The organism is Runella aurantiaca, from assembly GCF_003339505.1.
Taxonomy (GTDB): domain Bacteria; phylum Bacteroidota; class Bacteroidia; order Cytophagales; family Spirosomataceae; genus Runella; species Runella aurantiaca.
In genome coordinates this window covers 81833-105196 of record NZ_QPIW01000002.1, presented here as the reverse complement: position 1 = coordinate 105196, position 23364 = coordinate 81833, and the positions used below count along the sequence as shown (strand labels likewise).

Annotated in this window: 23 protein-coding genes; 10 read left to right on the top strand and 13 right to left on the bottom strand. The window is 43.9% G+C overall.

Annotated elements, in window-relative coordinates:
* Positions 1 to 75: 75 nt before the first annotated feature.
* Positions 76 to 2034 carry an alpha-1,4-glucan--maltose-1-phosphate maltosyltransferase gene (locus DVG78_RS03595; protein ID WP_114459709.1) on the top strand — a complete coding sequence of 653 codons (1959 nt, stop codon included), beginning with the start codon at positions 76 to 78 and terminating at the stop codon, positions 2032 to 2034.
* A 52-nt stretch (positions 2035 to 2086) separates the two neighbouring features.
* Here the strand turns inward: DVG78_RS03595 and DVG78_RS03590 are convergent, their stop codons facing one another.
* Positions 2087 to 2428: a DUF6249 domain-containing protein gene (locus DVG78_RS03590; RefSeq protein WP_114459708.1), complete on the bottom strand. Its 342-nt coding sequence runs from the start codon at positions 2426 to 2428 to the stop codon at positions 2087 to 2089.
* Between the two features lie 147 nt (positions 2429 to 2575).
* Here DVG78_RS03590 and DVG78_RS03585 point away from each other — a divergent pair, with 147 nt between their 5' ends.
* Positions 2576 to 3142, top strand: coding sequence for an RNA polymerase sigma factor (locus DVG78_RS03585; RefSeq protein ID WP_158549958.1), 567 nt, complete (start codon positions 2576 to 2578; stop codon positions 3140 to 3142).
* Positions 3143 to 3148: 6 nt separating this feature from the next.
* Positions 3149 to 3622 carry a hypothetical protein gene (locus DVG78_RS03580; RefSeq protein WP_114459706.1) on the top strand — a complete coding sequence of 158 codons (474 nt, stop codon included), beginning with the start codon at positions 3149 to 3151 and terminating at the stop codon, positions 3620 to 3622.
* 43 nt (positions 3623 to 3665) lie between these two features.
* Here the strand turns inward: DVG78_RS03580 and DVG78_RS03575 are convergent, their stop codons facing one another.
* On the bottom strand, positions 3666 to 3890 hold the full coding sequence (locus DVG78_RS03575) for a hypothetical protein (RefSeq protein ID WP_114459705.1): 225 nt from the start codon (positions 3888 to 3890) through the stop codon (positions 3666 to 3668).
* Positions 3891 to 3976: 86 nt separating this feature from the next.
* On the bottom strand, positions 3977 to 4864 hold the full coding sequence (locus DVG78_RS03570; RefSeq protein ID WP_114459704.1) for a LysR family transcriptional regulator: 888 nt from the start codon (positions 4862 to 4864) through the stop codon (positions 3977 to 3979).
* Positions 4865 to 4965: 101 nt separating this feature from the next.
* On the opposite strand from DVG78_RS03570, the gene DVG78_RS03565 reads away from it, so the two are divergent.
* On the top strand, positions 4966 to 6393 hold the full coding sequence (locus DVG78_RS03565; protein WP_114459703.1) for a pyridoxal phosphate-dependent decarboxylase family protein: 1428 nt from the start codon (positions 4966 to 4968) through the stop codon (positions 6391 to 6393).
* A gap of 71 nt (positions 6394 to 6464) precedes the next feature.
* Here DVG78_RS03565 and DVG78_RS03560 read toward each other — a convergent pair whose 3' ends face one another.
* The 3 genes from DVG78_RS03560 to DVG78_RS03550 form a co-directional block, all read right to left on the bottom strand.
* Positions 6465 to 8570 (bottom strand): M3 family metallopeptidase, encoded by a 2106-nt coding sequence (locus DVG78_RS03560; RefSeq protein WP_114459702.1) that lies wholly within the window; start codon positions 8568 to 8570, stop codon positions 6465 to 6467.
* Positions 8571 to 8701: 131 nt separating this feature from the next.
* The gene (locus DVG78_RS03555) at positions 8702 to 9403 is read right to left on the bottom strand and encodes a response regulator transcription factor (protein ID WP_114459701.1); all 702 of its coding nucleotides are present in this window, start codon (positions 9401 to 9403) and stop codon (positions 8702 to 8704) included.
* Between the two features lie 48 nt (positions 9404 to 9451).
* Positions 9452 to 10063, bottom strand: coding sequence for a Uma2 family endonuclease (locus DVG78_RS03550; protein WP_114459700.1), 612 nt, complete (start codon positions 10061 to 10063; stop codon positions 9452 to 9454).
* Between the two features lie 84 nt (positions 10064 to 10147).
* Here DVG78_RS03550 and DVG78_RS03545 point away from each other — a divergent pair, with 84 nt between their 5' ends.
* Positions 10148 to 10993: an MBL fold metallo-hydrolase gene (locus tag DVG78_RS03545; RefSeq protein ID WP_114459699.1), complete on the top strand. Its 846-nt coding sequence runs from the start codon at positions 10148 to 10150 to the stop codon at positions 10991 to 10993.
* Between the two features lie 74 nt (positions 10994 to 11067).
* Here DVG78_RS03545 and DVG78_RS03540 read toward each other — a convergent pair whose 3' ends face one another.
* Positions 11068 to 11634 (bottom strand): YceI family protein, encoded by a 567-nt coding sequence (locus DVG78_RS03540; RefSeq protein WP_114459698.1) that lies wholly within the window; start codon positions 11632 to 11634, stop codon positions 11068 to 11070.
* 299 nt (positions 11635 to 11933) lie between these two features.
* On the opposite strand from DVG78_RS03540, the gene DVG78_RS03535 reads away from it, so the two are divergent.
* Both DVG78_RS03535 and DVG78_RS03530 read left to right on the top strand, forming a co-directional pair.
* Positions 11934 to 12977: a sensor histidine kinase gene (locus tag DVG78_RS03535; protein WP_114459697.1), complete on the top strand. Its 1044-nt coding sequence runs from the start codon at positions 11934 to 11936 to the stop codon at positions 12975 to 12977.
* A complete protein-coding gene (locus DVG78_RS03530; RefSeq protein ID WP_114459696.1) occupies positions 12974 to 13699 on the top strand; it encodes a LytR/AlgR family response regulator transcription factor in 726 nt (241 codons plus the stop codon). Before DVG78_RS03535 ends, DVG78_RS03530 begins: the two co-directional genes overlap by 4 nt.
* Here DVG78_RS03530 and hisF read toward each other — a convergent pair.
* Genes hisF through DVG78_RS03515 form a run of 3 tightly spaced genes read right to left on the bottom strand, consistent with a single transcriptional unit; the run spans position 13696 to position 15730 of the window.
* Positions 13696 to 14526, bottom strand: coding sequence for an imidazole glycerol phosphate synthase subunit HisF (hisF, locus tag DVG78_RS03525; RefSeq protein ID WP_114459695.1), 831 nt, complete (start codon positions 14524 to 14526; stop codon positions 13696 to 13698). The two genes, DVG78_RS03530 and hisF, sit on opposite strands and share 4 nt — an antisense overlap.
* On the bottom strand, positions 14527 to 14988 hold the full coding sequence (locus DVG78_RS03520) for a GNAT family N-acetyltransferase (RefSeq protein WP_114459694.1): 462 nt from the start codon (positions 14986 to 14988) through the stop codon (positions 14527 to 14529). It abuts the gene before it with no gap.
* A 55-nt stretch (positions 14989 to 15043) separates the two neighbouring features.
* On the bottom strand, positions 15044 to 15730 hold the full coding sequence (locus DVG78_RS03515) for a CAP domain-containing protein (RefSeq protein ID WP_158549957.1): 687 nt from the start codon (positions 15728 to 15730) through the stop codon (positions 15044 to 15046).
* 180 nt (positions 15731 to 15910) lie between these two features.
* Between DVG78_RS03515 and gltX the strand changes: the two genes are divergently transcribed.
* Both gltX and DVG78_RS03505 read left to right on the top strand, forming a co-directional pair.
* The gene (gene gltX, locus DVG78_RS03510; RefSeq protein WP_114459692.1) at positions 15911 to 17428 is read left to right on the top strand and encodes a glutamate--tRNA ligase; all 1518 of its coding nucleotides are present in this window, start codon (positions 15911 to 15913) and stop codon (positions 17426 to 17428) included.
* A gap of 6 nt (positions 17429 to 17434) precedes the next feature.
* Positions 17435 to 18259 carry a histidinol-phosphatase gene (locus DVG78_RS03505; RefSeq protein ID WP_114459691.1) on the top strand — a complete coding sequence of 275 codons (825 nt, stop codon included), beginning with the start codon at positions 17435 to 17437 and terminating at the stop codon, positions 18257 to 18259.
* Here the strand turns inward: DVG78_RS03505 and DVG78_RS03500 are convergent.
* Positions 18256 to 18720, bottom strand: coding sequence for a hypothetical protein (locus tag DVG78_RS03500; RefSeq protein ID WP_114459690.1), 465 nt, complete (start codon positions 18718 to 18720; stop codon positions 18256 to 18258). The genes DVG78_RS03505 and DVG78_RS03500 overlap by 4 nt on opposite strands.
* A 164-nt stretch (positions 18721 to 18884) precedes the next feature.
* Here DVG78_RS03500 and DVG78_RS03495 point away from each other — a divergent pair, with 164 nt between their 5' ends.
* On the top strand, positions 18885 to 20747 hold the full coding sequence (locus DVG78_RS03495) for a sensor histidine kinase (RefSeq protein WP_147276977.1): 1863 nt from the start codon (positions 18885 to 18887) through the stop codon (positions 20745 to 20747).
* Here the strand turns inward: DVG78_RS03495 and DVG78_RS03490 are convergent.
* Together DVG78_RS03490 and DVG78_RS03485 are read right to left on the bottom strand one after the other, a co-directional pair.
* A complete protein-coding gene (locus tag DVG78_RS03490) occupies positions 20740 to 21531 on the bottom strand; it encodes a caspase family protein (RefSeq protein WP_114459688.1) in 792 nt (263 codons plus the stop codon). The two genes, DVG78_RS03495 and DVG78_RS03490, sit on opposite strands and share 8 nt — an antisense overlap.
* A gap of 35 nt (positions 21532 to 21566) precedes the next feature.
* The gene (locus DVG78_RS03485) at positions 21567 to 23348 is read right to left on the bottom strand and encodes a serine/threonine-protein kinase (protein WP_158549956.1); all 1782 of its coding nucleotides are present in this window, start codon (positions 23346 to 23348) and stop codon (positions 21567 to 21569) included.
* Positions 23349 to 23364 lie beyond the last annotated feature (16 nt).

Here is a 23364-nt window from a genome sequence, read left to right as displayed (position 1 = left end):
TAGCAATTGCCCTACCCCGACGCTTGTTCACGTCGGGGTATTTTTTTAGGTTTAAGGTTTAAAACCAAATAACCTATGATAAATCTCGCCGATATTCAAGGAAGAAACCGTGTGATAGTAGAGAGCGTTACCCCCGAATTGGAGGGTGGGCGCTTTTTTATTAAATCGGTTCCCCAAGAAATCATTAAAGTCGAAGCTGATATCTACTGCGACGGGCACGATAAAATCGCCGCACGTCTGCTTTATAAACATGCTCTTGAAGACAAATGGAGCGAAGTTCCCATGCGATTTATTACCAATGACCGTTGGGGCGGCACATTTGTGGTAGAAAAAGAAGGCTTTTATAGCTATACTATCGAAGCTTGGGTAGACAATTTGGCGTCTTGGGAGCACGAAATAAAACTCAAAATCCGTGACGCTCAGCACGTAAATAGCGAACTTTTAGGAGGAGCTACCTTGCTCGAAAAAATAGTAGAACAAGCCTCCGAAGAAGATAAGGCTGTTATTCTGGACACAATAAAGATTTTCAGAAATGAGCATCAATATGATGAAGCCGTACTTTGGGCCATCAGTGAGGCCCTCGTCGGGTGGATTGCAAAGTACCCCGATCGTGAAAACGTTACGCACTACCATGAGTTGAAAATATGGGTAGACCGACCCAAAGCGGGCTTCTCTTCTTGGTACTCTTTGTTTCCCCGCTCGGCCGCAAAAGAACCTGGCAAACACGGAACTTTCCACGACGTTATTGACCTTTTGCCCCGCATCCAGCGCATGGGATTTGATGTGCTGTACTTGACCCCTATTCATCCCATTGGTAATCAATTCAGAAAAGGGAAAAACAACAATGTAGTGTGTCAACCAGGCGAGCCTGGCGTTCCTTACGGCATAGGTTCAGAATTGGGCGGCCACGATGCCATTCACCCCGAACTCGGCACCCTCGAAGACTTTAAAGCATTGGTAACGGCCTGTACAGCCCACGACATGGAGATTGCCATGGATTTGGCCATCCAATGTTCCCCTGACCATCCTTGGGCCAAAAATCATCCCGAATGGTTTAAGATTCGCCCCGATGGTACCATTCAATACGCCGAAAATCCGCCAAAAAAATACCAAGATATTTATCCAATTAATTTCGAAACAGAAGCGTGGCCCAGCCTGTGGGAAGAACTTCGTCGGATTATATTTACGTGGGCAGAATGGGGCGTTAGAATCATTCGGGTCGATAATCCGCATACCAAAGCATTTGCTTTTTGGGAATGGATTATTGCTGCAACCAAGCAGAAGTACCCCGACATGCTTTTTCTGGCGGAGGCATTTACGCGCCCTAAAGTCATGCAACAACTCGCTAAAGGAGGGTATTCGCAATCGTACACGTATTATACTTGGCGCAATACCAAGCAGGAGCTCATTGAATACATGACGGAGTTGACCCAAACCGATTTGCAGTACTATTTCCGCCCAAATTTCTGGCCTAATACGCACGATATTAACCCACCGCTGTTGCAACAAGGACACGAGCCTAATTTCTTGATTCGCTATTTTATGGCGGCAACCTTGTCCTCCAACTATGGAATTTTCGGGCCAACCTTTGAATACATGGTCCACGAGGCGTTTCCAGGGAAAGAAGAATATTGGAACTCCGAAAAATACGAGATCAAGCATTGGGATTGGGAGCTAACCAATAAGCTTACCTATGTCATTACGATGGTCAATCACGCCCGTAAAGAAAACCCTGCATTGCAGTATACAAACAACATTACTTTTTGCGACATTAACGACGACCAACTGCTGGCCTATCTCAAAACCCACCCCGACGGCAATCGTATTTTGTGCGTAGTTAATTTAGATGGCTACAATCGCCGAGCCAATATGGTGAAGATTCCACTCCAAAAAATCGGCAAAGCAGGTTGGGAAGATTTTATCGTGCATGACCTAATTACTGGTTCTAAATACGTGTGGAAAGGCGAATATAATTACATTGAGCTTGACCCGTATTTTCTTCCGTTCCATTTGTTTCGGATTGAAGATATCTAACACAAAAGCGGGTTGGCTCATCACCAACCCGCTTTTGTAATGTATCTTTTGATTACTCCTGAGATTTCTTGTCATTTTTTATCTGAATGACATAAGAAAGCAACAAGCCTGCTCCACCAAAAATCATAACAAGCGCTACCTGAATACCTTCGCTTTGGGTATAGGGAGCTATAATAGCACCTATCAATAAACCTAGTCCTGCCCCTACGAGCAACAACCCAAATCGAAGGGTGTTGTCAGGACTGATACGGCTGCGTTTCGATGATTGATTATCAAAAGGATTGAGTCCTTTTTCAATCATCGACATTCGTTCCATATTTTGAAAATAGCGGAGAAAAACGATCATAATCAGTCCTGCAATAACAGAGATAAGCGGAATAATAAGGGGATTCATAATGACTTTTTTTAAGTGTTGAACAAGTTTCTTTGGGCATAGGATGAAAAAGGTTTACGGAAGGTTACGGTATATCTTAAAAACTTTTACCTGAAAAAATCCGAACTTAGCTGTAACCTTATTCGACCTTTTAGCATCCAATCCGTTGTGAATGAAAATCTGAAAGATATACAACTCATTGAGCGAATTTTGGCGGGCGAAACCTCGGCCTACCGGGCCTTGGTGCAACGCCACAAAGATTTTGCTTTTACGGTAGCGTATCGGATTCTCAATCACCGCGAAGAAGCCGAAGAAGCTGCCCAGGACGCCTTTTTGCAGGCTTTTGGCGCGTTGAAAGAATTTAACCAAACCGCTAAATTTACGACTTGGTTTTACAGAATCGTTTTCAACGCCGCTTTGGGCGCCAAGCGACGACAAAAACCGACGGAAGGAATCACCGAAATCAATGCCTTGGCGTATGCCGTGACGGATACCCAACAAAGCCTTCATAAGAAGGAGCGTATCAAAAATATTCAGCAGGCGATGAAGCAACTTTCGGCCGACGATGTAACCATGATTACGCTATTTTATTTGCGTGAACAATCGTTGGAAGAAATTGCGGAAATAACGGGAATATCAGCCGAAACGATAAAAGTAAAATTGCACCGCGCGCGCAAACGTTTGGCCGACACCTTACGGAAGCAATTGGGAGAAGAAGTAAACAATTTGTACTAAAAACTCATGCAACAACCCAACGACGACGAGCTTTTTGAAATACTCGATGGCAGCGCAACCGAAGAATTGCGGCAACGGCACCAGTATTGGCTCGAAACAGATACCGCGTACTGCGAGTACTTTATTGAATTGTCGCAACTGCACAACGATTTAGAAACGATACACCTTGAAAGTCCTTCGATGGCTTTTGAGAATAATGTGATACGCCAATGGGCATCCGAGAAATCTCGCTCTACACGCACCATGTTGGCCAAATGGGTACCTTTCGTATTTATTTCAATGATGCTTATACTCACGTTGGTTGGGGTGTCCATTTTGGGAGAAACACAATCCACAAGTTTATGGACTGAGCAATTACAAAGTTGGGACCAAACACTTAATCCTACCCTTGTACAACAGGTGCTCCTCCCCTTCAACGCCGTTTTGTTTCTATTGATTGCAGAACGAATTCTTAGAAAACGCTTAAATCGACAGCCTTAGGGCATTCTTTATCAGAATATTGTATCTTTATTCTAGCCGCAATTTACCATCCAAAAATCTCTACTCCTGCGTAGAGGACCATGATAATACCAATGCTGGTGAGCGTATACATCACGGTATTGAAGGAATGTCCTTGCATGTATAAAATGTATTGAACAAGAAAGCCAAGGCCCAATATGGCTCCGCCAATAGCCCCGACGATAAGTCCGCGTTGGCGGCGTTTGGCATAATAGCTTTCTTTCTCAGCCGCTGAATCAAACTGTTTCATTTACATAGGGATTTAGTAAAGTCAAAATAAATCTTTCAATAATACAAAAAAATGATTTTAGTCAAATGGGCTTATTTTATGTCAAATTAGAAATCAAAAACGCTACTTTCGACGAGTTGAATAATCGGCTTTAGCTCGTCCGATCTTTCCTCCAACCACAGCATTTTCATATCCGCTTTTTGGGCAATATCCGACAATTCCACCGACTTAATTTGGAGATTTTGGCCGCGAAGCGTGGATTTTGGCTCGATTGAAATACCTATCCCCGCTTCTACTAATCTTAGCACCGACGCAGAGTAGGCCGACTCATGGACGATTTTGGGAATAAAACCCCCATAATCACAGCAAATCTGATGGATGGTTTCTACATAACCCATCCCGAGCCACAACGGCGGGATGATAAAATCTTCGTCCTTTAAGAGTGATAAATCCGTAAAATGTTCTGGCTCAATTGCATGATTTTTGGGCAAAATAAGCACAAAATTTTCCTGATACACCAAACGCTGAGCAATACCCGATGGGGGTAATATATTGGGAGCAAAGCCCAAATCCAAACGATGGTTTTGAATTTCTTCAATCAAAAATAAATTAGCAGTTTCGGTCAAAACCGTGTGTAAATCGGGCATTTGGTGTCGCAACATGACCAAAATTTGCGGCAAAATCGACTGCATTGCCGAGCTTGCGTGCCCAATCCTTACTTCCCCCGCTTCGCCTCGGTGAATCTGGGCAGTTTTTCGACAAGCCTCTTCCCACAAAAAAACAATTCGTTCTACTTCCTTTTGAAAGAATAACCCTGCGGGCGTCGGGCGTACGTTACGCTTGTCGCGGTCAAAAAGCACCGCTCCAATCGTCTCTTCCAACTGTTGAATTTGCCGGCTTAACGCAGGTTGAGCAATAAATACCTCTTCGGAAGTTTTACGAAAATTCAAGTTTTGAGTTAATCTCAAGTAATTTTTAAGGGTACGAATATCCATAACTGATACGTATTCAGCATTAATTAGTAAAAATTAAGCATTTTTTAGTATCAAATATAGTGATTTGTTTTGTAGCCAGAACCGCAACACGTACCCTCAATATGAATCTTACACAAGCCTATTCGCCTGAACATTTTCGCCAAAAAGCCCACCAATTGGTGGATACATTGGCAGATTATCTTTCTAAAGCCCAAAATCAGACGCTGAAAACGGTGATTCCGTACCGTTTACCGGAAGAGAATCTGGAAGTTTGGCAACAGGACTTTGAGGAGGGAAAGGGCAATCTATTGGCATTTTTTGAAAAGGTAATTGAGCAATCCACGCATTTGCATCATCCCCGCTACATGGGCCATCAAGTATCACCTCCGTTGCCCATTGCGGCATTGACGGGGCTTCTGACTGGAATGCTCAACAACGGCATGGCGGTTTATGAAATGGGACTGGTTTCCAACCCATTAGAACGAATTTTGAGTGATTTATTGGCAAACAAAATCGGCTTTACTACACACGCCTCTGGTTTGTTAACATCGGGAGGTACATTGGCCAACCTGACAGCTTTGTTGGCAGCCCGCGCGGCTAAAGCCCCCACCGATGTGTGGGAAGAAGGTCACAGCGGGCGCTTGGCCGTGATGGTCTCGGAAGAAGCCCACTACTGCATCGACAGGGCGGCACGCATCATGGGAATGGGCAGCGAAGGCATCATAAAAATTCCGACAAACGAGCATTTTCAACTACGCACCGAACTCTTGGAAGACTATTACCAACAAGCGTCCAACGAGGGTTTAACCGTTATTGCGGTCATCGGAAGCGCGTGCTCAACCTCCACAGGCTCGTACGACGATTTGAAGGCAATCGGCAAATTTTGCGTTCAACACAATCTTTGGTTTCACGTCGACGGGGCGCACGGCGGTGCGGTGGTATTTTCCGAAAAATACAAATCATTGGTCGCAGGCATCAACCTTGCCGATTCGGTCGTGATTGATTGGCACAAAATGCTCATGACACCTGCGCTAGCCACGGCGCTTATTTTCAAAAACGGAGACGATGCCTTCAAAACTTTTCACCAAAAAGCGCAGTATTTGTGGGCTAATCAAGGCTCACAGGAATGGTTCAACTCGGGTAAACGCACCTTTGAATGTACCAAACTGATGATGAGCGTCAAAATATATTCGATTTTGAAAGCCTACGGCGAAGAGATCTTTGCCGAAAATGTAGATACACTTCACGGCTTAGCGCATGATTTTGTCGGAATAATACAAGCAAATCCATGTTTTGAATTAGGTGTTGAGCCACAAAGCAATATCGTTTGTTTTCGATTTGTGGGAGAGCGTCAAAACCCAGAAGCGTACAATTCAGTCAACACGATCATCAGACAACGGTTATTGGAAGAGGGCAATTTTTACATTGTTCAAACCACTCTCCGCGAAAAATTATATTTACGGGTATCGTTGATGAATCCCCTCACAACAAAGGAAGATTTAGTAGCACTTTTGGCAGAGATTGAGAAAATCGCGGCAACTATTGGGTAGTAAAATAAAACCCATAAATACAAAAAAGGCAGGCTTTTAGAAAACCTGCCTTTTTGCTGTATTTTAAGTAGTTACAAGGCCAGCCCAGCCCGTTTCAGCATTGCTTCAGGTTTGGGCTCACGGCCACGGAAGCGCTTATAGAGCACCATTGGCTTTTCGCTGCCGCCTTTTGAGAGTACATTATCACGGAAAGATTGTGCCACTTCTTGATTGAAAATGCCTTTCTCTTTAAATAACTCAAACGCATCGGCATCCAACACTTCCGACCACTTGTAGCTATAATAACCAGACGAATATCCCCCCGCAAAAATGTGACTAAAAGCCGTGCTAACGCTCGTTCCTTCGGTTTTGGGGTATAGTTTAGCGCCTACGTCGGCCTTTTCTTCGATTTGCACCACGGTTTCACCGTTAGGAACGGTACTGTGCCACGCCATATCAATCATGCCCAAACCTACCTGACGCATATTGGCGAGGCCCGCCATAAAATTAGAGCTAGCACGGATTTTGTCAATGTATTCCTGCGGAATCACTTCGCCAGTTTGATAATGTCTTGCAAAAATCCGTAATACTTCGGGTTCTTCGGCAAAGTTTTCCATGATTTGACTCGGCAACTCTACAAAGTCCCACGCCACGCTCGTTCCAGAGGTAGTTTGATATTTGCCGTTCGCCAGCATCCCGTGTAAGGCATGTCCAAATTCATGGAAAAGAGTTGTTACTTCGCTGAAAGACAACAATGAAGGTTTGTTATCGGTTGGACGCGAGAAGTTGCACACATTGACCACGTGTGGCCGAAACTCCTTGCCATTTTCAACCCACTGGTCTTGAATACTGTTATTCCAGGCGCCAGCACGTTTGCCAGGACGGGGGAAATAATCTCCGTACCAAACGGCCAAAAATTTGCCGTCTTTGTCAAACACCTCATACGTTTTCACTTCTGAATGCCAACCCGCGATTTCTTTATTTTCTTTGAATGTGATGCCGTACAGTTTGTTGGTCAATGTAAAAATGCCATCCAATACGTTTTCGAGTTTGAAATAAGGCTTCAACAATTCGTCATTGATGGCATATTTTTCTTTCTTCAGTTTTTCAGAATAATACGACACATCCCAACGCTGAAGTTTGTCTTCCGTAAAACCGTTTTTCTTCGCGTAGGCCGTCAATTCAGCCAATTCTTTGGCGGCGGCGGGTTCGGCGTATTTCTTCACGTCGTTTAGGAAGTCCATAACAATTTGCTTGCTGTTGGCCATGCGCTCTTCCAACATATAGTCGGCCCAAGTTGCGTAGCCCAGCAACTTGGCCTTGTCATAACGAAGTTTGACGATTTGGGCGATATTGGCTTGGTTGTCGTTCTTACCTCCGCCAAATCCACGCGCGTTGAACGCCAGAAAGAGTTTTTTACGAAGGTCGCGATTTTCGGCATATTGCATAAACGGCCCATAACTCGGGGCTTGCAACGTAAAGATCCAGCCTTCTTTATTCATTTTTTTAGCCGCAGCTTTGGCTCCTTCTTTTACAAAATCAGGCAAACCAACCAAGTCTTTTTCGTCGGTAACCGTGAGGGCGTATTCGTTGGTTTCGGCCAAGTTATTTTCGGCAAATTTGATAGACAACTGCGACAGTTCTTTGTTGATTCCACGAAGTTTTTCTTTGTCGGCGTCGTTCAAATTGGCCCCGTTACGGGAAAAGCTTTTGTAGGTTTTTTCGAGCAACATCGCGCTTTCAGTATCCAATTTCAGCTTGTCGCGTTGGTCCCAAACGGCTTTGACCCGCGCAAAAAGCTTGTCGTTGAGCGTAATGTCATTGCCATATTCGGTCAACATCGGCGAGGCTTCCCGAATGGTTTTCTGAATTTCGGGATTGGTTTCAGCACCGTTAAGGTGAAACAAAATACTGCTTACTTTCCCCACATTTCCGCCGCCTTGCTCAAGCGCGAGAATGGTGTTTTGGAAAGTAGGCTGGGCGGGGTTGTTGATGAGCGCGTCGATTTCTTTGCGCCCTTCGGCCATGGATTCTTTGAGCGCTGGCAAAAAATGCTCGGGCTTAATTTTGTCATAGGGGGCCGTTTGGTGGGGGGTATTAAACGGCTGCAACAAGGGATTTGAACTCATACTACTCGGGTTTTGTGCAAAAGCAATGCTACTGAAAAGCAGGCTTGCCGCTAAAATATAGGTTTTCATGTGATGAACGATTGGTTTGATGCAAAAGTGCGGCAATTTAACGGTAAAGCAGGAGAAACAACTCCCCCAAAACAGGTGATTGCATAAAAGACGATATAAAGTGAGTACCGATTGTTTTTTCAGGACTTTTTTTACGAATCTTCTTTTAAAACATACCCCATTCCTGATTTGGTATGAATCAGTTTCGTGTCAAAATCACGGTCTATTTTCTTCCGCAGAAAATTAATGTACACTTCCACTACGTTGGTTCCGCTGTCAAAATTCATGTCCCAAACTTTTTCGGCAATATCGGTTTTGGAAACAACGCGTCCTTTGTTGCGCACCAAATACTCCAAAAGCGCCAATTCTTTGGGTGTGAGGTCGATGGCGTGATTGGCCCGAACCACAATTTTGGTATCGGTATTTATTTCAAGGTCGGCCACGCGCAAAATGTTACCGCCCGTGTTGTCGGCGTCCGACTGTGAGCGTTTGAGAAATACATTAACGCGCGCCAACAACTCCCGAAAATCAAACGGCTTGACGATATAATCATCGGCTCCCACGTTAAATCCTTCGATTTTATCGTCGGGCTCGCCAAGGGCCGTGAGCATCAAAACGGGCACATTGGGGTCACGTTGGCGAATGAGTTTACACACTTCGTAGCCGTTCATAGACGGCAAATTGATGTCTAAAATGACCAAATCAAAATGATTGGCGGTGGCGATTTTACTACCAATGAGTCCATCATACGCAATCTCCGTTTCAAAACCTTTTTCACGAAGTCCTTTACTTATGTTTTGGGCAATACGGGAGTCATCTTCTACGATGAGGATTTTTTTTGCGTCGTGGGTCATCAATCAAGCTCTCAGGTTTGTGTATAAAAGTGGACGAAATTTCTGTACTTAAAGCAGCAGCTTTAGTGAAAACTCAAATTCGGGTAAGACGTTTTCTCCCGATAGTTTATTATTAAAATCAATTACTTTACTGATTGTTCCGTCTATTCTATAAATAAACACGGTTTGAGTGCTTGGTTGAATAAGCCAAGCCAGTTGCACCCCGTTTTCGATGTATTCGTGCATTTTTTCTTGGGCTTTTTTCAGGATATCACTAGCCGACATCAGTTCCACCACAAAATCTGGGGCAATAGGCGGAAAGCGATCCTGTTCGTCCTCATTCAGGCTATTCCAACGCTCATCACTAATCCACACCGCATCTGGTGAGCGGGTAGCAAAATTGGGAAGTTTGAAAGCAGTTGAAGAGTCGAAAACGACTCCCTTTTTGTGTTTACGATTCCATAAAACCAGTTCAAAATTGATTTCCGAATTTCTTTTTCCTGTTTTTCCTCCGGTATTAAGCATCATTAAAATGGTCCCGTCGGGGTTGCGTTCAAAACGAAGGTGGTCGTTACGGCGGCAAAATTTATAGAATGCTTTGTCGTCCATTTCATCGGCCAATTCCAACGTAAAGGGTTCGGTGCCCCCATTCATCCACTCATTGACAAGTACGGCGGTCATCAGTTTTTAATTTTTATACAGTAAATATAACAAGTTTTGATAGAATTTAGTTGTTTTAGGCCAATTACGCAATCACTCACTATCATGAATTTACACGTTATTGATGCCGGACATTTCAAACTCGACGGAGGCGCGATGTTTGGTGTTGTTCCAAAAACAATCTGGAATCGGATGATTAGCGCCGACGAAAACAACCTTTGCTCGTGGGACATGCGCTGTTTGCTCGTCGAAGACGGCAATCGACTCATGCTCATTGATACCGGAATGGGTGATAAACAAGACTCCAAATGGCAGTCGTACTATTACCGCCACGGCGAAGGAGATTTGGTTAAATCCATCGAAAAAGCAGGTTTTGGCGCGCACGAAATCACAGATGTAATTTTTTCACACCTTCATTTTGACCACTGCGGCGGTGGGGTCAAATGGAATTCTGACCGTAGCGGTTACGAACTGACGTTTCCGAAGGCGCATTATTGGACGCATTCGGAGCATTGGCAAACGGCCAATTTTCCCAATGCTCGCGAGAAAGCCACTTTTTTTAAAGAAAATATTTTACCTATTCAGCAAGCAGGACAATTGTATTTTTCGGATAAAACTGAGAACCCCTTCGGGGAAAATGTGCAGCCTCTCTATGTGGATGGGCACACCGAAAAAATGACCATGTTGAAGATAGCCTACAAGGGCCAAACGGTGGTTTTTATGGCCGATACGATTCCTTCACACGCGCATTTGCCAGTACCTTACGTGATGGGCTACGACGTGCGCCCGCTCGAAACCATGAAGGAAAAAGAAGCGCTACTCAAAGAAGCATTGGACAATAATTATATTCTGTTTTTTGACCACGACCCGCTTCACGATTGTTGCACGGTAGAAATGACGGAAAAAGGCATTCGGGTGAAAAACAAAGGCTTACTCAGTGATTTTATATAATCTCCCGTAAAATAAAAGCGTCCGACGGTTTGGAACCGTCGGACGCTTTTATTACTTACTTTTGAGCGCAATACTTACATTTGCTCAAACTCACCAACAGCGCGGAGCTCTACATCTTCACCTACTACAGCGGCGGGCATACTACCTACACCGAAATCAGTACGTTTGATGATACCCGTGATTTTAAAACCTGCTTTGGGCTTTTTTGTACGGCCATTCATGCCCATTCCAGTCACTGCTAAATCAAGCGTAATCGGTTTTGTTACACCTTTAAGCGTTAAGTCGCCCGTTAATTTGTATTTTTTGTCGGCTACTTTAGAAATAGAAGTACTCTTGAAAGTAAACTTTGGAAATTTCGCCGCGTCAAAATGCTTTTCACTTTTGAGGTCATTATCACGCATCTCACTGTCGGTGTCAATGCTGTTTATATCGGCAGAAACTTCAAAAACTGCATCCGAAAAATCTTCTTTTGAGGATGTAATGGTGGCATCAAATGCTTTGAAATTACCATCCACTTCCGACATCAATAAGTGGGTTACGGTAAAACCTACTTTTGCGTGCGCTTTGTCAACTTTCCATGTTTGAGCAAAAGTGGCGAATGACATCAGAAGGGCCGTGGCTACTAGCGTGATTTTTTTCATTGTTGTTTTGGTTGTAATGATTTAGCAAATAGTTTAATGAGCACAAATCAAAAATAAAGTTTTAAACTTCTCCGCACCTTTTCGACCATTGACTCCACCAAATCGGCCATACGGTAGATTATTCGACCAATTGGTAAAGCAGAACCATTCAGCTGAATGGTCGACTAAAATACCAAGAATGCCGAAAAAAAGCGCAGAAATCTCTCCCTAAATCACAGAAATTAGTACAATACCTTTCTTTTCCCGAAATTTAGCCGCTTTAGCGAATCTTACTTTACGCCTTGCGCCTGCCTGCTATCATGCAAGTATTCATCAAACGACACCGAATTTTACTTTTACACCTTTCCTTTTGGTGCGTTTATTTCTCTTTTTTCTTTTACCAGATTCGCTTTCCCATTCGAGGGCAAGAAGTCAGTTTTTGGGATGCGTTCAAGAATACTTCGTTTGAAGTACTCTTCATGGCGTTGGTGGTGTATCTCAATTATTTTTTCTTTCTTCCCCGATTTCTCAAACACAAAAGTTTGGTGCGTTATGTTGTAGAATTTTCTATCCCGTTTGCGGTGTTGGTACGGGCGTTTATTCTGCTAAAACGGTATTTGATTGATGGCAATACCCAAAAAATATGCTATTTCTACGAAGATAAATTTACGGTTAATGTTGTATTGAGTACGCTCTTTATCGTGATTTTTGTAGGAATGCTCAAATTTGCCGAAGGTTGGTTTGAACTAGAAGCCAAAAAGAAAGAGATTGAAAATGAGAAACTTACCTCCGAACTTCGTTTCTTAAAAGCCCAAATCAACCCGCATTTTTTATTTAATACCCTCAATAACCTGTATTATTTGGCCTTTACCAATTCTCCCAATACCACAGAAGTGATTGCCAAACTGTCGCAGATGATGCGGTACATGATTTACGACTCCAACCACGCCAAAGTGCCGTTGATTAAGGAAATCGAGTACATGAAAAATTACATCAGCCTCGAAAAACTTCGCCTCAACGAGCCTATTCCCATTAATTTTGAGGTGACTGGCAATACCAGTGGTGTACTGATTGTGCCTTTGATTTTTATTAGTTTTCTCGAAAATGCCTTTAAACATGGTGTAAGCAACAATTTTTCAGGGGCTTGGATTACGGCTGATATTTTATTGGAAGGAACGGCCTGCATCTATACGGTTGCCAACAGCAAGTTACCGCAAAGTCTGGTAAATCAGGAGGAACAATCTGGAATTGGCCTAAAAAATGTAAAGAGACGTTTAGAATTGAGTTATCCCGATAATTTTGAACTCGAAATCGAAGACAATGCTGATGAATATCGAGTACGGCTTAAATTAAATTTGGTATGACCCTGACCTGCGTAGTGGTGGAAGACGAGCCGCTGGCCCGAAACTTATTGGAGCAATACATCCTGAAAGTAAGTCACTTACAGCTGGTCAAGTCGTTTTCCAATCCATTGACAGCCTTGGAGTTTTTGCGTAACAACTCCGTTGATATTCTTTTCTCTGACATTCAAATGCCCGAAATCACGGGCATTTCGCTACTGAAAATACTGCCCAAAAAACCGTTGGTCATTCTTACCACGGCCTACTCAGAGTACGCCATTGAAGGCTACGAACTGGATGTACTGGATTATTTATTAAAGCCCATTACGCTGGAACGGTTTTTAAAATCTGTCGAAAAAGCCACGCAGCGGCTTTCCACCGCGCCCCCGTCGCCCGCTCTCGAAACCGCCGCTCCCATTGACCAAACACAAGCCTCCATTTTTGTCAAAGACGGCACAAAATTGGTCAAAATCCGGCTCAACGAAATCCTTTATATCGAAGGACTAAAAGACTACGTCACGATTCATACCAAAGAAAAAAAGGTGGTGACGCTGCAAACGTTGAAATCCTTGGAAGCACAGCTTACTCCTCATCATTTTATCCGCGTGCATCATTCTTTCCTCGTATCGTTTGACGCGATTGACACCATCGAAAAAGAAAAAATACAAATCGGGAAAGTATGGATTCCAATCAGCGATACGTACCGAAAAAGCGTAAAAGAGTTTATTGAACGTAAACAAAGTTAGCGCGACATCCGCATCGGAATCCCCCGCTCGTGCAAATACTGTTTTAACGCTGGAATCTCAATTTCCTTGAAGTGAAAAATACTCGCTGCCAAGCCCGCATCAGCGTAGCCAGTGGTAAATACTTCATAAAAATGCTCCATCGTACCCGCCCCACCGGAAGCAATCACGGGAATGTTGGCGTTGCGCGATATGGTAGAAGTTAGTTCCAACGCAAAGCCATTTTTGGTACCATCGGTATCCATCGAGGTCAGTAAAATCTCCCCCGCTCCGCGCTCTTCTACCTCCTTGGCCCATTCCAACGTGCGCAATTCCGTCGGCTTACGCCCGCCATGGGTATGAACAAAATTAGAAGTGAGAAGTGAGGAGTGAGGAGTGAGGAAGGAGTCTGTTGGGGATTCACTAAGTACTGTGAACTGTGAACTGTGAACTGACTTTGTATCAATCGCTACCACGATGCACTGACTACCAAACTCCAATGCCAACTCGTTGATTAAGTCGGGATTACGGACCGCCGCTGAATTGATAGAAACTTTATCGGCTCCCGCGTTGAGCAGCGCCGAAACATCGACTTTGGAAGAGATTCCCCCGCCAACGGTAAAAGGAATATTGATGGTATGCGCCACACGACGTACCAGTTCTAAAAGTGTTCCGCGCCCTTCGACGGTGGCCGTAATATCCAAAAACACAAGCTCATCAGCTCCTTGCTCAGCATATACGGCGGCGAGTTCGACGGCATCGCCAGCATCGCGGAGATTTACAAAATTGACTCCTTTTACAGTTCGCCCGTCTTTCACATCAAGGCAAGGTATGATACGTTTTGTAAGCATTTAACTATATTTCTTAAAGTTAACTTTTTCCATCATGCGTTCGGGATGCGCCAACGTCGTAAATCCAAATTGATCATACAGGCCGTGCGCGTCGGCCGTTGCCAATGACCATTTACGAAACCCCTGCAATTCGGGAATTTGATTAAATATACATTCCATCAACCATTTTGACAGCCCCTGACCACGGTAGGTTTCAACAATAAACACATCTGCTAAGTAGCCATACGTGGCAAAATCAGTGGTTACCCGGGCAAATCCTATTTGTTTTTCGTGGTGATACACGCCAAAGCTCAGCGAATTTTGAATGGATCGCTCCACAATGCCACGTGGGATGTTCTCGGCCCAATACGAACGCTTTGACAGATAATCATGAATCAAGTCAAGGTCTAATTTTGACTTTTGGGTAGAAATCAAAAAAGCTTCTTTCCGAAATTCGTGAACAACAGTATCGAGCAATGACATGACTATTGGCAATTATTAGCCTACAAAGAACCGAAAAAAAGGCGATTTTTCTGCGTTATTGTTTGGCGACTTCTGGTTTAATCGCGCCAAAATTCTGCACAAAACGACCAAATGGTGCGCTACAAGTGCCGTAAGGGTCTTTGGAAATTCGGGCGGCAGCACCCAGATGCGTATAAGTAGAGTCTAAAAGATTTCGGCGGTGGCCCGGTGATTTCATCCATTCACCCACGGCATACTGGGCAAAGCCCTCGTAAGTGTAGGGATGGTAAACCGTTTTGCTCTCGCAATCAAAATACTCAAAAGGACCGTCCCGTTTTTTTCGACAACAGTACTCGAGCGCGGTGTCAACGAGCTGGTATTGACCTATATTTTCTCCTTTTTTGAGAAAAGCCCACGTATGCACTTTCACCCGCTGGCTCAGCGTGGTCAGCGACGGGCTATAAGGGTGATTGTGTCCATAAAAACCCATCTGAATCATATCGGTCGCGTAGCCCTGCGCCGTTTGATGAAGCCCTGAATCGTATTGAAGTAACTTTAGGCCAAATTGGCTACGGGTTTGATTGGTCAGATGAAAAATAGCCGCATCCAACAGTTCATAATTGGGATGGCATGCATCGACCCCGCTTTTCAATTCGGGGAGTTGAACAAAACGCTCCAATGGAAAAGCATAATAATCAGGCGACTCGGTTCGGAATGAACCAGCGAGCAGTAGCAAAACCAAGAACCGAAGCACCCGTTTCATCAGAACACAAGGTTGGCGTTTAGAGATTAAAAATAGTAACTTATTGAGTAAGTTGTACATAATTGCCCGATTGAACTTGTTTTTGTGGTAACTTTGCCCGCTCAAAAAATTAAAAGTTAGGGTTAGCCGTTCCTGTAATCAGGATTGACGGCGGCTGACGATTAAATAATCACGATTACTATGTCCGTAAGAGTTCGTTTTGCTCCCAGTCCTACGGGACCGCTTCACATTGGCGGTGTTCGTACGGCTTTGTATAACTATTTATTTGCCCGTAAAAACGGCGGAAAAATGCTCCTTCGCATCGAAGACACCGACCAAAATCGCTACGTACCGGGAGCTGAAAACTATATTTTGGAAGCGCTGAAATGGGTAGGTATTGAGATAGATGAAGGTCAGGGGATTGGCGGTCCACACGCACCGTACCGCCAGTCAGAACGCAAAGAAATGTATCGCACCTACGCCGAACAACTTATTGCCGCGGGCAAAGCCTACTACGCGTTTGACACCGCCGAAGAAATTGAAGCCATGCGCAAGCGCCTCGAAGAAGCAGGTGCCGACGCAGCCCAGTACAACGCCATTACGCGTTTGCAAATGACCAACTCGCTGACTTTGTCGGCCGAAGAAGTTCAACAACGTATCGCCAACGGCGACCCGTACGTAGTTCGCATCAAAATTGATCCAAAACAAGACATTCGTTTCAAAGACATCGTTCGGGAATGGGTAGCAGTCCACGCTTCTACACTCGACGACAAAGTGTTGCTCAAATCAGACGGAATGCCCACGTATCACTTAGCCAACATCGTCGATGACCATTTGATGGGCATCACGCACGTGATTCGCGGTGAGGAGTGGCTTCCTTCGGCGCCGTTGCATGTGTTGATGTACCAATATTTTGGCTGGACCGCCCCCCAATTTGCGCACTTACCATTGCTGCTCAAACCAGAAGGCAACGGCAAGCTCTCGAAGCGTGATGCTGATTTGGGCGGCTTCCCGATATTCCCGTTACAGTGGCAAGACCCCGCGACGAAGACCATCGCACGCGGTTTTCGGGAGGATGGTTATTTACAAGAAACCATCGTCAACTTTTTAGCTTTTTTGGGCTGGAATCCAGGCACCGAACAAGAACTGTTTACAATGGACGAACTTATCGAAGCTTTTTCGCTGGAGCGCATCCACAAGGCAGGGGCTCGTTTTGACATCACGAAGGCAAAGTGGTTCAATCAGCAATACTTGAAGGGAAAATCTGACGAAGAACTTGCGGCTATTTTAGAAGCAAATAACAACGCACCTGCGGTAAGTCACGATACGTTACTAAAGGTTTGTCATCTGATGAAAGAGCGGGTGACTTTTCCGCAGGAGATTTTGAGCGAAACGGCCTTTCTTTTTGAAACACCAACGGAGTATGAAGAAGCCATCGTAGCCAGCAAATGGAACGCCGACGCCATCAAAGCCATCACAGCTTATGTGGAGGATTTAAAAATCTACGAAGGTGATTTTCTGGCCGATTCGGCCAAGGCCATTTGGGCCGCTGCCGCTGAGCGAGTGGGCATCAAAATGGGCAAAGTAATGCAGGCCCTTCGCCTCGCCGTTACGGGGGCAGGCCACGGGCCCGACTTGATGCTTACCATGGAGATTTTGGGGAAAGACGAAGTAATCAGTCGTTTAGAAAAAGCAATCAGTACGTTACCGCAAGTATAATACACTATGCTCACCAACTACCACAGCCACAGCCACTATTGCGATGGTAAAGGCTCCCCAGAGCAACAGGTACAAGGCGCGCTGGCCCAAGGGCTGCGCGCCTTTGGCTTTTCGTCGCACTGCCCCGTTTCGTTTGATAATCAATGGAGCATGAAGGCCGAGCGCTTAGACGAATACCTGGCCGAAACCCGCGCCCTACAAGCAAAATACGAAGGTCAAATTGAGCTTTACGTGGGTTTAGAAGTAGATTTTATTCCTGAAATGGTGGGACCGAGCGATTTTCCGATGCTCGATTACTGCGTCGGTTCGGTGCATTATGTTGGGCTAAATCAATTCGGACAGCCGTGGGAAATTGACGGTAGTTCGGTGGAATTTCTGGAATGTTTAGACACGGTTTACGGCGGAGATATACAGGCAGTTATTCAAAAATACTACGGCATTATTCGGCAAATGGTCGAGACCGACCCGCCGCAGGTGATGGGACATTTGGATAAAATCAAAATGCACAATGCCGCCCGTCATTTGTTTGATGAGTCAGAAAGTTGGTACGTTGCTGAAGTAGAACAAACCCTTCAGGCCATTGCCAAAGCAGGAATCACGACCGAAATCAATACACGGGGCAACTACAAACGTGGTTTGGAACTGTATCCTTCTCCGTGGATTATCAACCGCATGAAGGAATTAAACATCCCGATTTGCATCAATTCCGACAGCCACCGTCCCGAAGAAATCACGGCGTCGTTTCCGTTGGCCTATCAGGTAGCCAAAGCAGCAGGATACGAGCAAGTACGAATATTATTGGGTGGAAAATGGCAGGATGTGGCTCTTTAGCGCGTAAAAGAATAGTTAAACGTATAGGTTTTACCTTTTTCTTGGTAAACCTCCACTACTTTTAGGGAGGTGGCCGTGAGTTCCTGTATTTCCCACATTTGTTCACCCAGCGCACTATCGTTTATCTTAACGACTTTTTCAGAAGCGTCAAATTGCCACGTTCCTTGCGCATAAATTTGGGGGTCGGCTACATTACATTTTGTAGCGCCTTCCTCATGCGTGAATTTTCCCGCCGTTGTAAACACCCGAATATCGTCCTGCCAACATTTGGGTGCTTGGCTCCAATACTCTCCATTATTGAGATTACCGTTGCTGAATACATCAAACGCGGGCGTTACCGCTCCACCAACCCATTTCCAGGGCTTGCCCGTAAGCAATTCGGTTTTGGTAGGCGCAGGCGTTTCTTCTTTACAAGAAAAACAAATCAACAAAAGAAAGCTAGCGCGCAAAAAAGTGTTCATTAATAGTGATTTAGGATTGAAGAGCAAAATACAAAATACAATCCTGAAGAACTAATTTTGGCACTTGCTAGACTTAATTAAGCATCTTGATTTTATGGAACAAAAATCCTATCTTTCAACGATTGATTCAATCCAACAATCGTCGTTTGCCTGCCGTACTCCGTATGAAACGCTTATTTTTTTGTTTTTGCTGCCTTCTTGCAGTCCTTGAAAGTATTCCATTTCAAAGCTTAGGACAACAATTACTGAAAGAATATGGGGTATCTTACCTACGTGAGCCTTCACGTAAACTTACTATCAAAGACGTACAGCACTCCAACCAATTTCGGCCTTTAAAAAGTACTTTTTTTAGCTTCGGAAAAGACACATCTAACCATTGGCTTCGGTTTGAAGTAGAGAATAGAGGACTATTTTCAAAAGAAATCATAGTAGAGATTGTTCAACCTTATCTCGACTCAACTGTCTTTTATATAGCTGATAACCAAGGAAATATTCTAAAAAAAGTAGCAGAAGGATGGAAAACGCAATACAAAAACCGAAGCTATCCCCACCGTAATTTCGTTGCTAAATCTATAGTTCCCCCTGCCCAAAGGCTCGTTTATTATGTCCGAATCTACAAGAAATACATGCACGTAACGGGTGAAATCAAGGCTTGGGAGGGCAATACATTTGTACAGAAAGAGAATACCGAAAGCGGTTTAATGGGACTTTTTATGGGGTTTCTCCTCACTAACTTTATTATTTCTGTACTACTTCTTACGATTAGTAAAGATCGATTATACGCTTATTACGCACTTTATATTTTGTTTTCGGGGCTTTCTACCCTGATGATAACTGGGTATTTTTTCACTTACTACCAGCAAGGCTTTTGGGGTATAACGGGCACAGAAGCCAAAACCTTGCCTTTACTTTTTGGACAATTGTCACTGTTATTTTTTATCAAAAATTACGTTTTGCCCAATTATCGTCTTACAGGATTTATCAAATACATCTGGTACCTCGCCCTTAGTCTTCAAGGCATCTTGTTGATACTTATTAACTTACTTTTCTTGGTTGAAAGACATAGTTGGCCCATTCCTAATGCGTTGTTATTGTTTATTACATTTTCATTTTTTTTGCCTGTGCTAACGGGTTTTTACTTGATACTACTCAGTTTGGTGCATAAGATTGAACCCCAAGCAGCCAAAACTTATTTGCTGGGAATTTTCCCAATGCTCCTCTATTCGATATTCTCCTATCTGCGCAACTTGGATTTTTTTCCTAACCATTGGCTTTTAGGTAATGAAGTCAGGAACCTATGCTTTGGTTTCGACATTTTAGTCCTTATGATTGGTTTGGGCTACCGATACAAAGCCCTCCGCGATGAAAAAGATAAGCAGAAACGACTTGCCTACGAAAACCAACTCAAATTATGGCAAGAAAAGGAACGAATCAGCCGCGATTTACACGATAATGTCGGCTCTCAACTTACCATCGTATCATCTGGATTGGACAATGCCCTTTATCTGGCTGAACAAAACCAACTGTCTTCCAACAACCTAGAATCAATTAATCAAAACGTACGTGAAGCAGTACAGAGTTTGAGAGATACCATCTGGGTAACACACCAAGAAAACCTTCGGGTGGTTGATCTGAAAATCAGGATACAACATTATCTCCAAAAAGCATTTTTGGACACCACTGCCACCAAGGTCTATTTCAATTGTACAGCCGAAGCCACCGAGCTATCTTCAGCGCAGGCCTTAAATACCTTCCGCATTATTCAGGAAGCCGTACAAAACATCCAAAAATACGCATGCGCCACTATCATCAACGTGGAAATAAATCAAAAGGGAAGAATATTGTATGTAAAGATAGAGGATAATGGCATTGGGTTTTCATTAAAAGACATTGACTTCACCGAGCACTACGGATTACAAAATATGCAGAAAAGGGCTCAGGAACTAAAGGGACAACTGAGCCTTCAGGCTGGGTCTATTCAAGGAACGGTGGTAAGTCTTATGCTACCGCTCGACAATCCTAATTGAGATACGCAACAGGCATGGTATACGTATTACTAAACATAATAGGCACTTGTCTCCCTTTTGAATATGTCTTCACATTTTTCCAAACGTAAGAGAACAACTCCTTGATAGTAACAATTTTATCTCGATTTACATCTGATTTTCCACTCAAGCCCTGAATCATAAAGTAGCTAAAAAAGCCCTGTTGAAGTCTAGCATCTTCTCCCGATGTTTGGTTATATTTTGATGCCATAATTACGGCAATACCTGCACTTTTCTCTTCTAATCCAAGGCCTTTTTGCCGCACGGATTTATAGGTATCTACACCCTTAATACTCCCAGCGTAGCAGGCATCAGCGATGCACAGTTTGGTACGGGCCCTGCATTTTTTAAAGGCATCTTTTATTTCGTCGTGCCAAAGGGCATTCTCGGCTTCATTCCCGTTGATTCGGATGTCGCTTGCACAGAAAAAACCCGTGGCTCCATGTCCAGAAAAGTAAAAAATAACGCGGTCCTGCGGCCTAGCAAAGCTGAAAATATAATTCATTTCTTTCATGATATTAGCTTTGGTTGCCGTTTCGTTGGTCAAAAAACGAATATGATTGGTTGGTACCGCTCCCCCAGCCTGGCTTTTGAGAAACGCGTACACTTTCTTGGCATCTGGCACAGTAAATGTCAAATCACCGATGTATTTGTAATCAGCAATGCCAACCACAATGGCGTAAGTGGTGGCTTTTTGGGCAACTGTCGATTGAATTACAACAAGTATAAACAGCAGGGTAAAAATAGATTTTAGTGTCAGTTTCATCGTTTAGAGTATTAAAAGTTCTTTTAAAAAAGGGATTATTGACAGTTATCGTAAGTAGATTTGGCGCTACCAGCCAATTTATCAACGGTATGCACGTAGCGATTACTGGTGATAAATCCGCTGCTATTGTACTGAAAATCGGACAATATAGACTCTTCTTTTAGTTGTAAAACTCCATGATCATCAACTTGATAGAAGCGCGAAACTTGGTAGTTGTTGGTCATGAACGGCAGGCCATCCACAGGGTTAAACGGAAGTCCTTTTTTGATAGAATTACTTTCGCAGTACTTATCGTCGTAGTTGCTGTAAAGCGTGTAGGAGGTGGTTTTATCTTTGGCGTCCACCTGTTCCCATTTGGTGATGTTGCCCTGGTCGTCGTAGTAGTAATTAAAGTAGGCTCCTGCCTGCTGCCCAGTGGTATTTTTTTGCTTGACAATTCGCTTGTTTGAGTCGGTAATAAACTCCATTTTTTGATACAGTTTTCCAGAGGCTTCGTAGACTTCCGCCTCAGAAATAGCACCGTTGGTGTAAAACAAATCGGTATAACCATTCGGCGCTTGGTTATAGGTGTAAGTATAGCGAACCGCCAAACCGTCGTCGTTGTAAGAAACCGTAATAATCGATGTATTTTTTACTCCCTTTGGGTCGTTGTACATGGTGGTGGCCACCTTGAGTGTACCATCTGGATTGTATTCAAATTTGTTAAAACTTCCATCCGAAAAACTCACCCGAACGAGTCGGCATGTAATTTTATCAACCTGTATTTCAGCTACTTCCGAATCATCATCCACCTCATCTTCTTTGCTGTAATACGTTCCTATCCATGCCAATATGGCAAAAACAAGAATAATCGTACCAAAAAAAATAGCAATGTATTTGGCCCAAGGCGTAGGTCTCTGGACAGGTTTTGATTTTTCTTCTGCTTTTATTTTAGGTGACGGCATTGAGATGATTTTCTTTTCCAGAACAATTTTCGACATAAGTTTTTCTTCAATTACCCCTTTACTTCCCGCTAATAAATCTTTCAAAAACAATTCACAACTTTGATAACGCTCATTGCGGTTTTTGGCGGTGGCTTTGGCAATGGCTTGGTTGAGGTAAGGCGCAATGGTCAATACTTGCGGTAAGGGCTCATTCACAATCTGCGTCTGAATCCAATACTCCGAATCGGTAGCATCATCGTAGGGTTTTCGCCCCGTCAGAAGTACGTAGAGTGTCACACCCAACGAGTAAATATCAGTGCGATAATCTACGTCTTTGGGTGTTTGGATTTGTTCGGGGCTCATGTACATCGGCGTCCCCATTTTGGAAGTGGTGCCAGTCAGATTCAGGTTATTGTCAATGATTTTAGCAATCCCAAAATCCAATACTTTTATCGCATTATTTTTAGTTAGAAAAATATTGGAAGGCTTTACGTCGCGGTGAACGATGTCTTGCTCGTGCGTATAAGAAAACGCGGGGAGAATTTGTTTAAACCACTCAAGGACTTGTTTTTCGGGTACAGGGCCGTTTTTTTCAACGTAAGAATCAAGGTCGGCTCCGTCCAAGTATTCCATAATGATGGCCATGAGGTTTTTATCCTCATGGAAGTCTATTACCTGCCGAACATGCGGATGTTCGAGCGAAAGCATCACTTTAGCTTCGTTGATAAAACGTTGCTTGATTGCTTCACGACTAAACAATTCAGGCTTTAGTACCTTAATGGTAAACTTTTTACCTAAGCTGTTCTTTGCCAAAAAGACTTCAGCCATTCCACCTTCGCCCAGTGAGTGTAAAAGCGTGTAGCTGCCTATTTGTTGGCCTATCAGATTTTCCATCGGCATAATTGGTTGT

Bases quoted from the DNA above. Each gene is read 5' to 3' on its own strand.
- DVG78_RS03595 (WP_114459709.1), top strand. From the start codon at position 76: ATGATAAATCTCGCCGATATTCAAGGAAGAAACCGTGTGATAGTAGAG.
- DVG78_RS03530 (WP_114459696.1), top strand. From the start codon at position 12,974: ATGACCCTGACCTGCGTAGTGGTGGAAGACGAGCCGCTGGCCCGAAAC.
- DVG78_RS03565 (WP_114459703.1), top strand. From the start codon at position 4,966: ATGAATCTTACACAAGCCTATTCGCCTGAACATTTTCGCCAAAAAGCC.
- DVG78_RS03560 (WP_114459702.1), bottom strand. From the start codon at position 8,570: ATGAAAACCTATATTTTAGCGGCAAGCCTGCTTTTCAGTAGCATTGCT.
- DVG78_RS03540 (WP_114459698.1), bottom strand. From the start codon at position 11,634: ATGAAAAAAATCACGCTAGTAGCCACGGCCCTTCTGATGTCATTCGCC.
- DVG78_RS03590 (WP_114459708.1), bottom strand. From the start codon at position 2,428: ATGAATCCCCTTATTATTCCGCTTATCTCTGTTATTGCAGGACTGATT.
- DVG78_RS03515 (WP_158549957.1), bottom strand. From the start codon at position 15,730: ATGAAACGGGTGCTTCGGTTCTTGGTTTTGCTACTGCTCGCTGGTTCA.
- DVG78_RS03500 (WP_114459690.1), bottom strand. From the start codon at position 18,720: ATGAACACTTTTTTGCGCGCTAGCTTTCTTTTGTTGATTTGTTTTTCT.
- DVG78_RS03580 (WP_114459706.1), top strand. From the start codon at position 3,149: ATGCAACAACCCAACGACGACGAGCTTTTTGAAATACTCGATGGCAGC.
- DVG78_RS03490 (WP_114459688.1), bottom strand. From the start codon at position 21,531: ATGAAACTGACACTAAAATCTATTTTTACCCTGCTGTTTATACTTGTT.
- DVG78_RS03520 (WP_114459694.1), bottom strand. From the start codon at position 14,988: ATGTCATTGCTCGATACTGTTGTTCACGAATTTCGGAAAGAAGCTTTT.
- gltX (WP_114459692.1), top strand. From the start codon at position 15,911: ATGTCCGTAAGAGTTCGTTTTGCTCCCAGTCCTACGGGACCGCTTCAC.
- DVG78_RS03555 (WP_114459701.1), bottom strand. From the start codon at position 9,403: ATGACCCACGACGCAAAAAAAATCCTCATCGTAGAAGATGACTCCCGT.
- DVG78_RS03495 (WP_147276977.1), top strand. From the start codon at position 18,885: ATGAAACGCTTATTTTTTTGTTTTTGCTGCCTTCTTGCAGTCCTTGAA.
- DVG78_RS03545 (WP_114459699.1), top strand. From the start codon at position 10,148: ATGAATTTACACGTTATTGATGCCGGACATTTCAAACTCGACGGAGGC.
- DVG78_RS03485 (WP_158549956.1), bottom strand. From the start codon at position 23,348: ATGGAAAATCTGATAGGCCAACAAATAGGCAGCTACACGCTTTTACAC.
- DVG78_RS03575 (WP_114459705.1), bottom strand. From the start codon at position 3,890: ATGAAACAGTTTGATTCAGCGGCTGAGAAAGAAAGCTATTATGCCAAA.
- DVG78_RS03505 (WP_114459691.1), top strand. From the start codon at position 17,435: ATGCTCACCAACTACCACAGCCACAGCCACTATTGCGATGGTAAAGGC.
- DVG78_RS03535 (WP_114459697.1), top strand. From the start codon at position 11,934: ATGCAAGTATTCATCAAACGACACCGAATTTTACTTTTACACCTTTCC.
- DVG78_RS03570 (WP_114459704.1), bottom strand. From the start codon at position 4,864: ATGGATATTCGTACCCTTAAAAATTACTTGAGATTAACTCAAAACTTG.
- hisF (WP_114459695.1), bottom strand. From the start codon at position 14,526: ATGCTTACAAAACGTATCATACCTTGCCTTGATGTGAAAGACGGGCGA.
- DVG78_RS03550 (WP_114459700.1), bottom strand. From the start codon at position 10,063: ATGACCGCCGTACTTGTCAATGAGTGGATGAATGGGGGCACCGAACCC.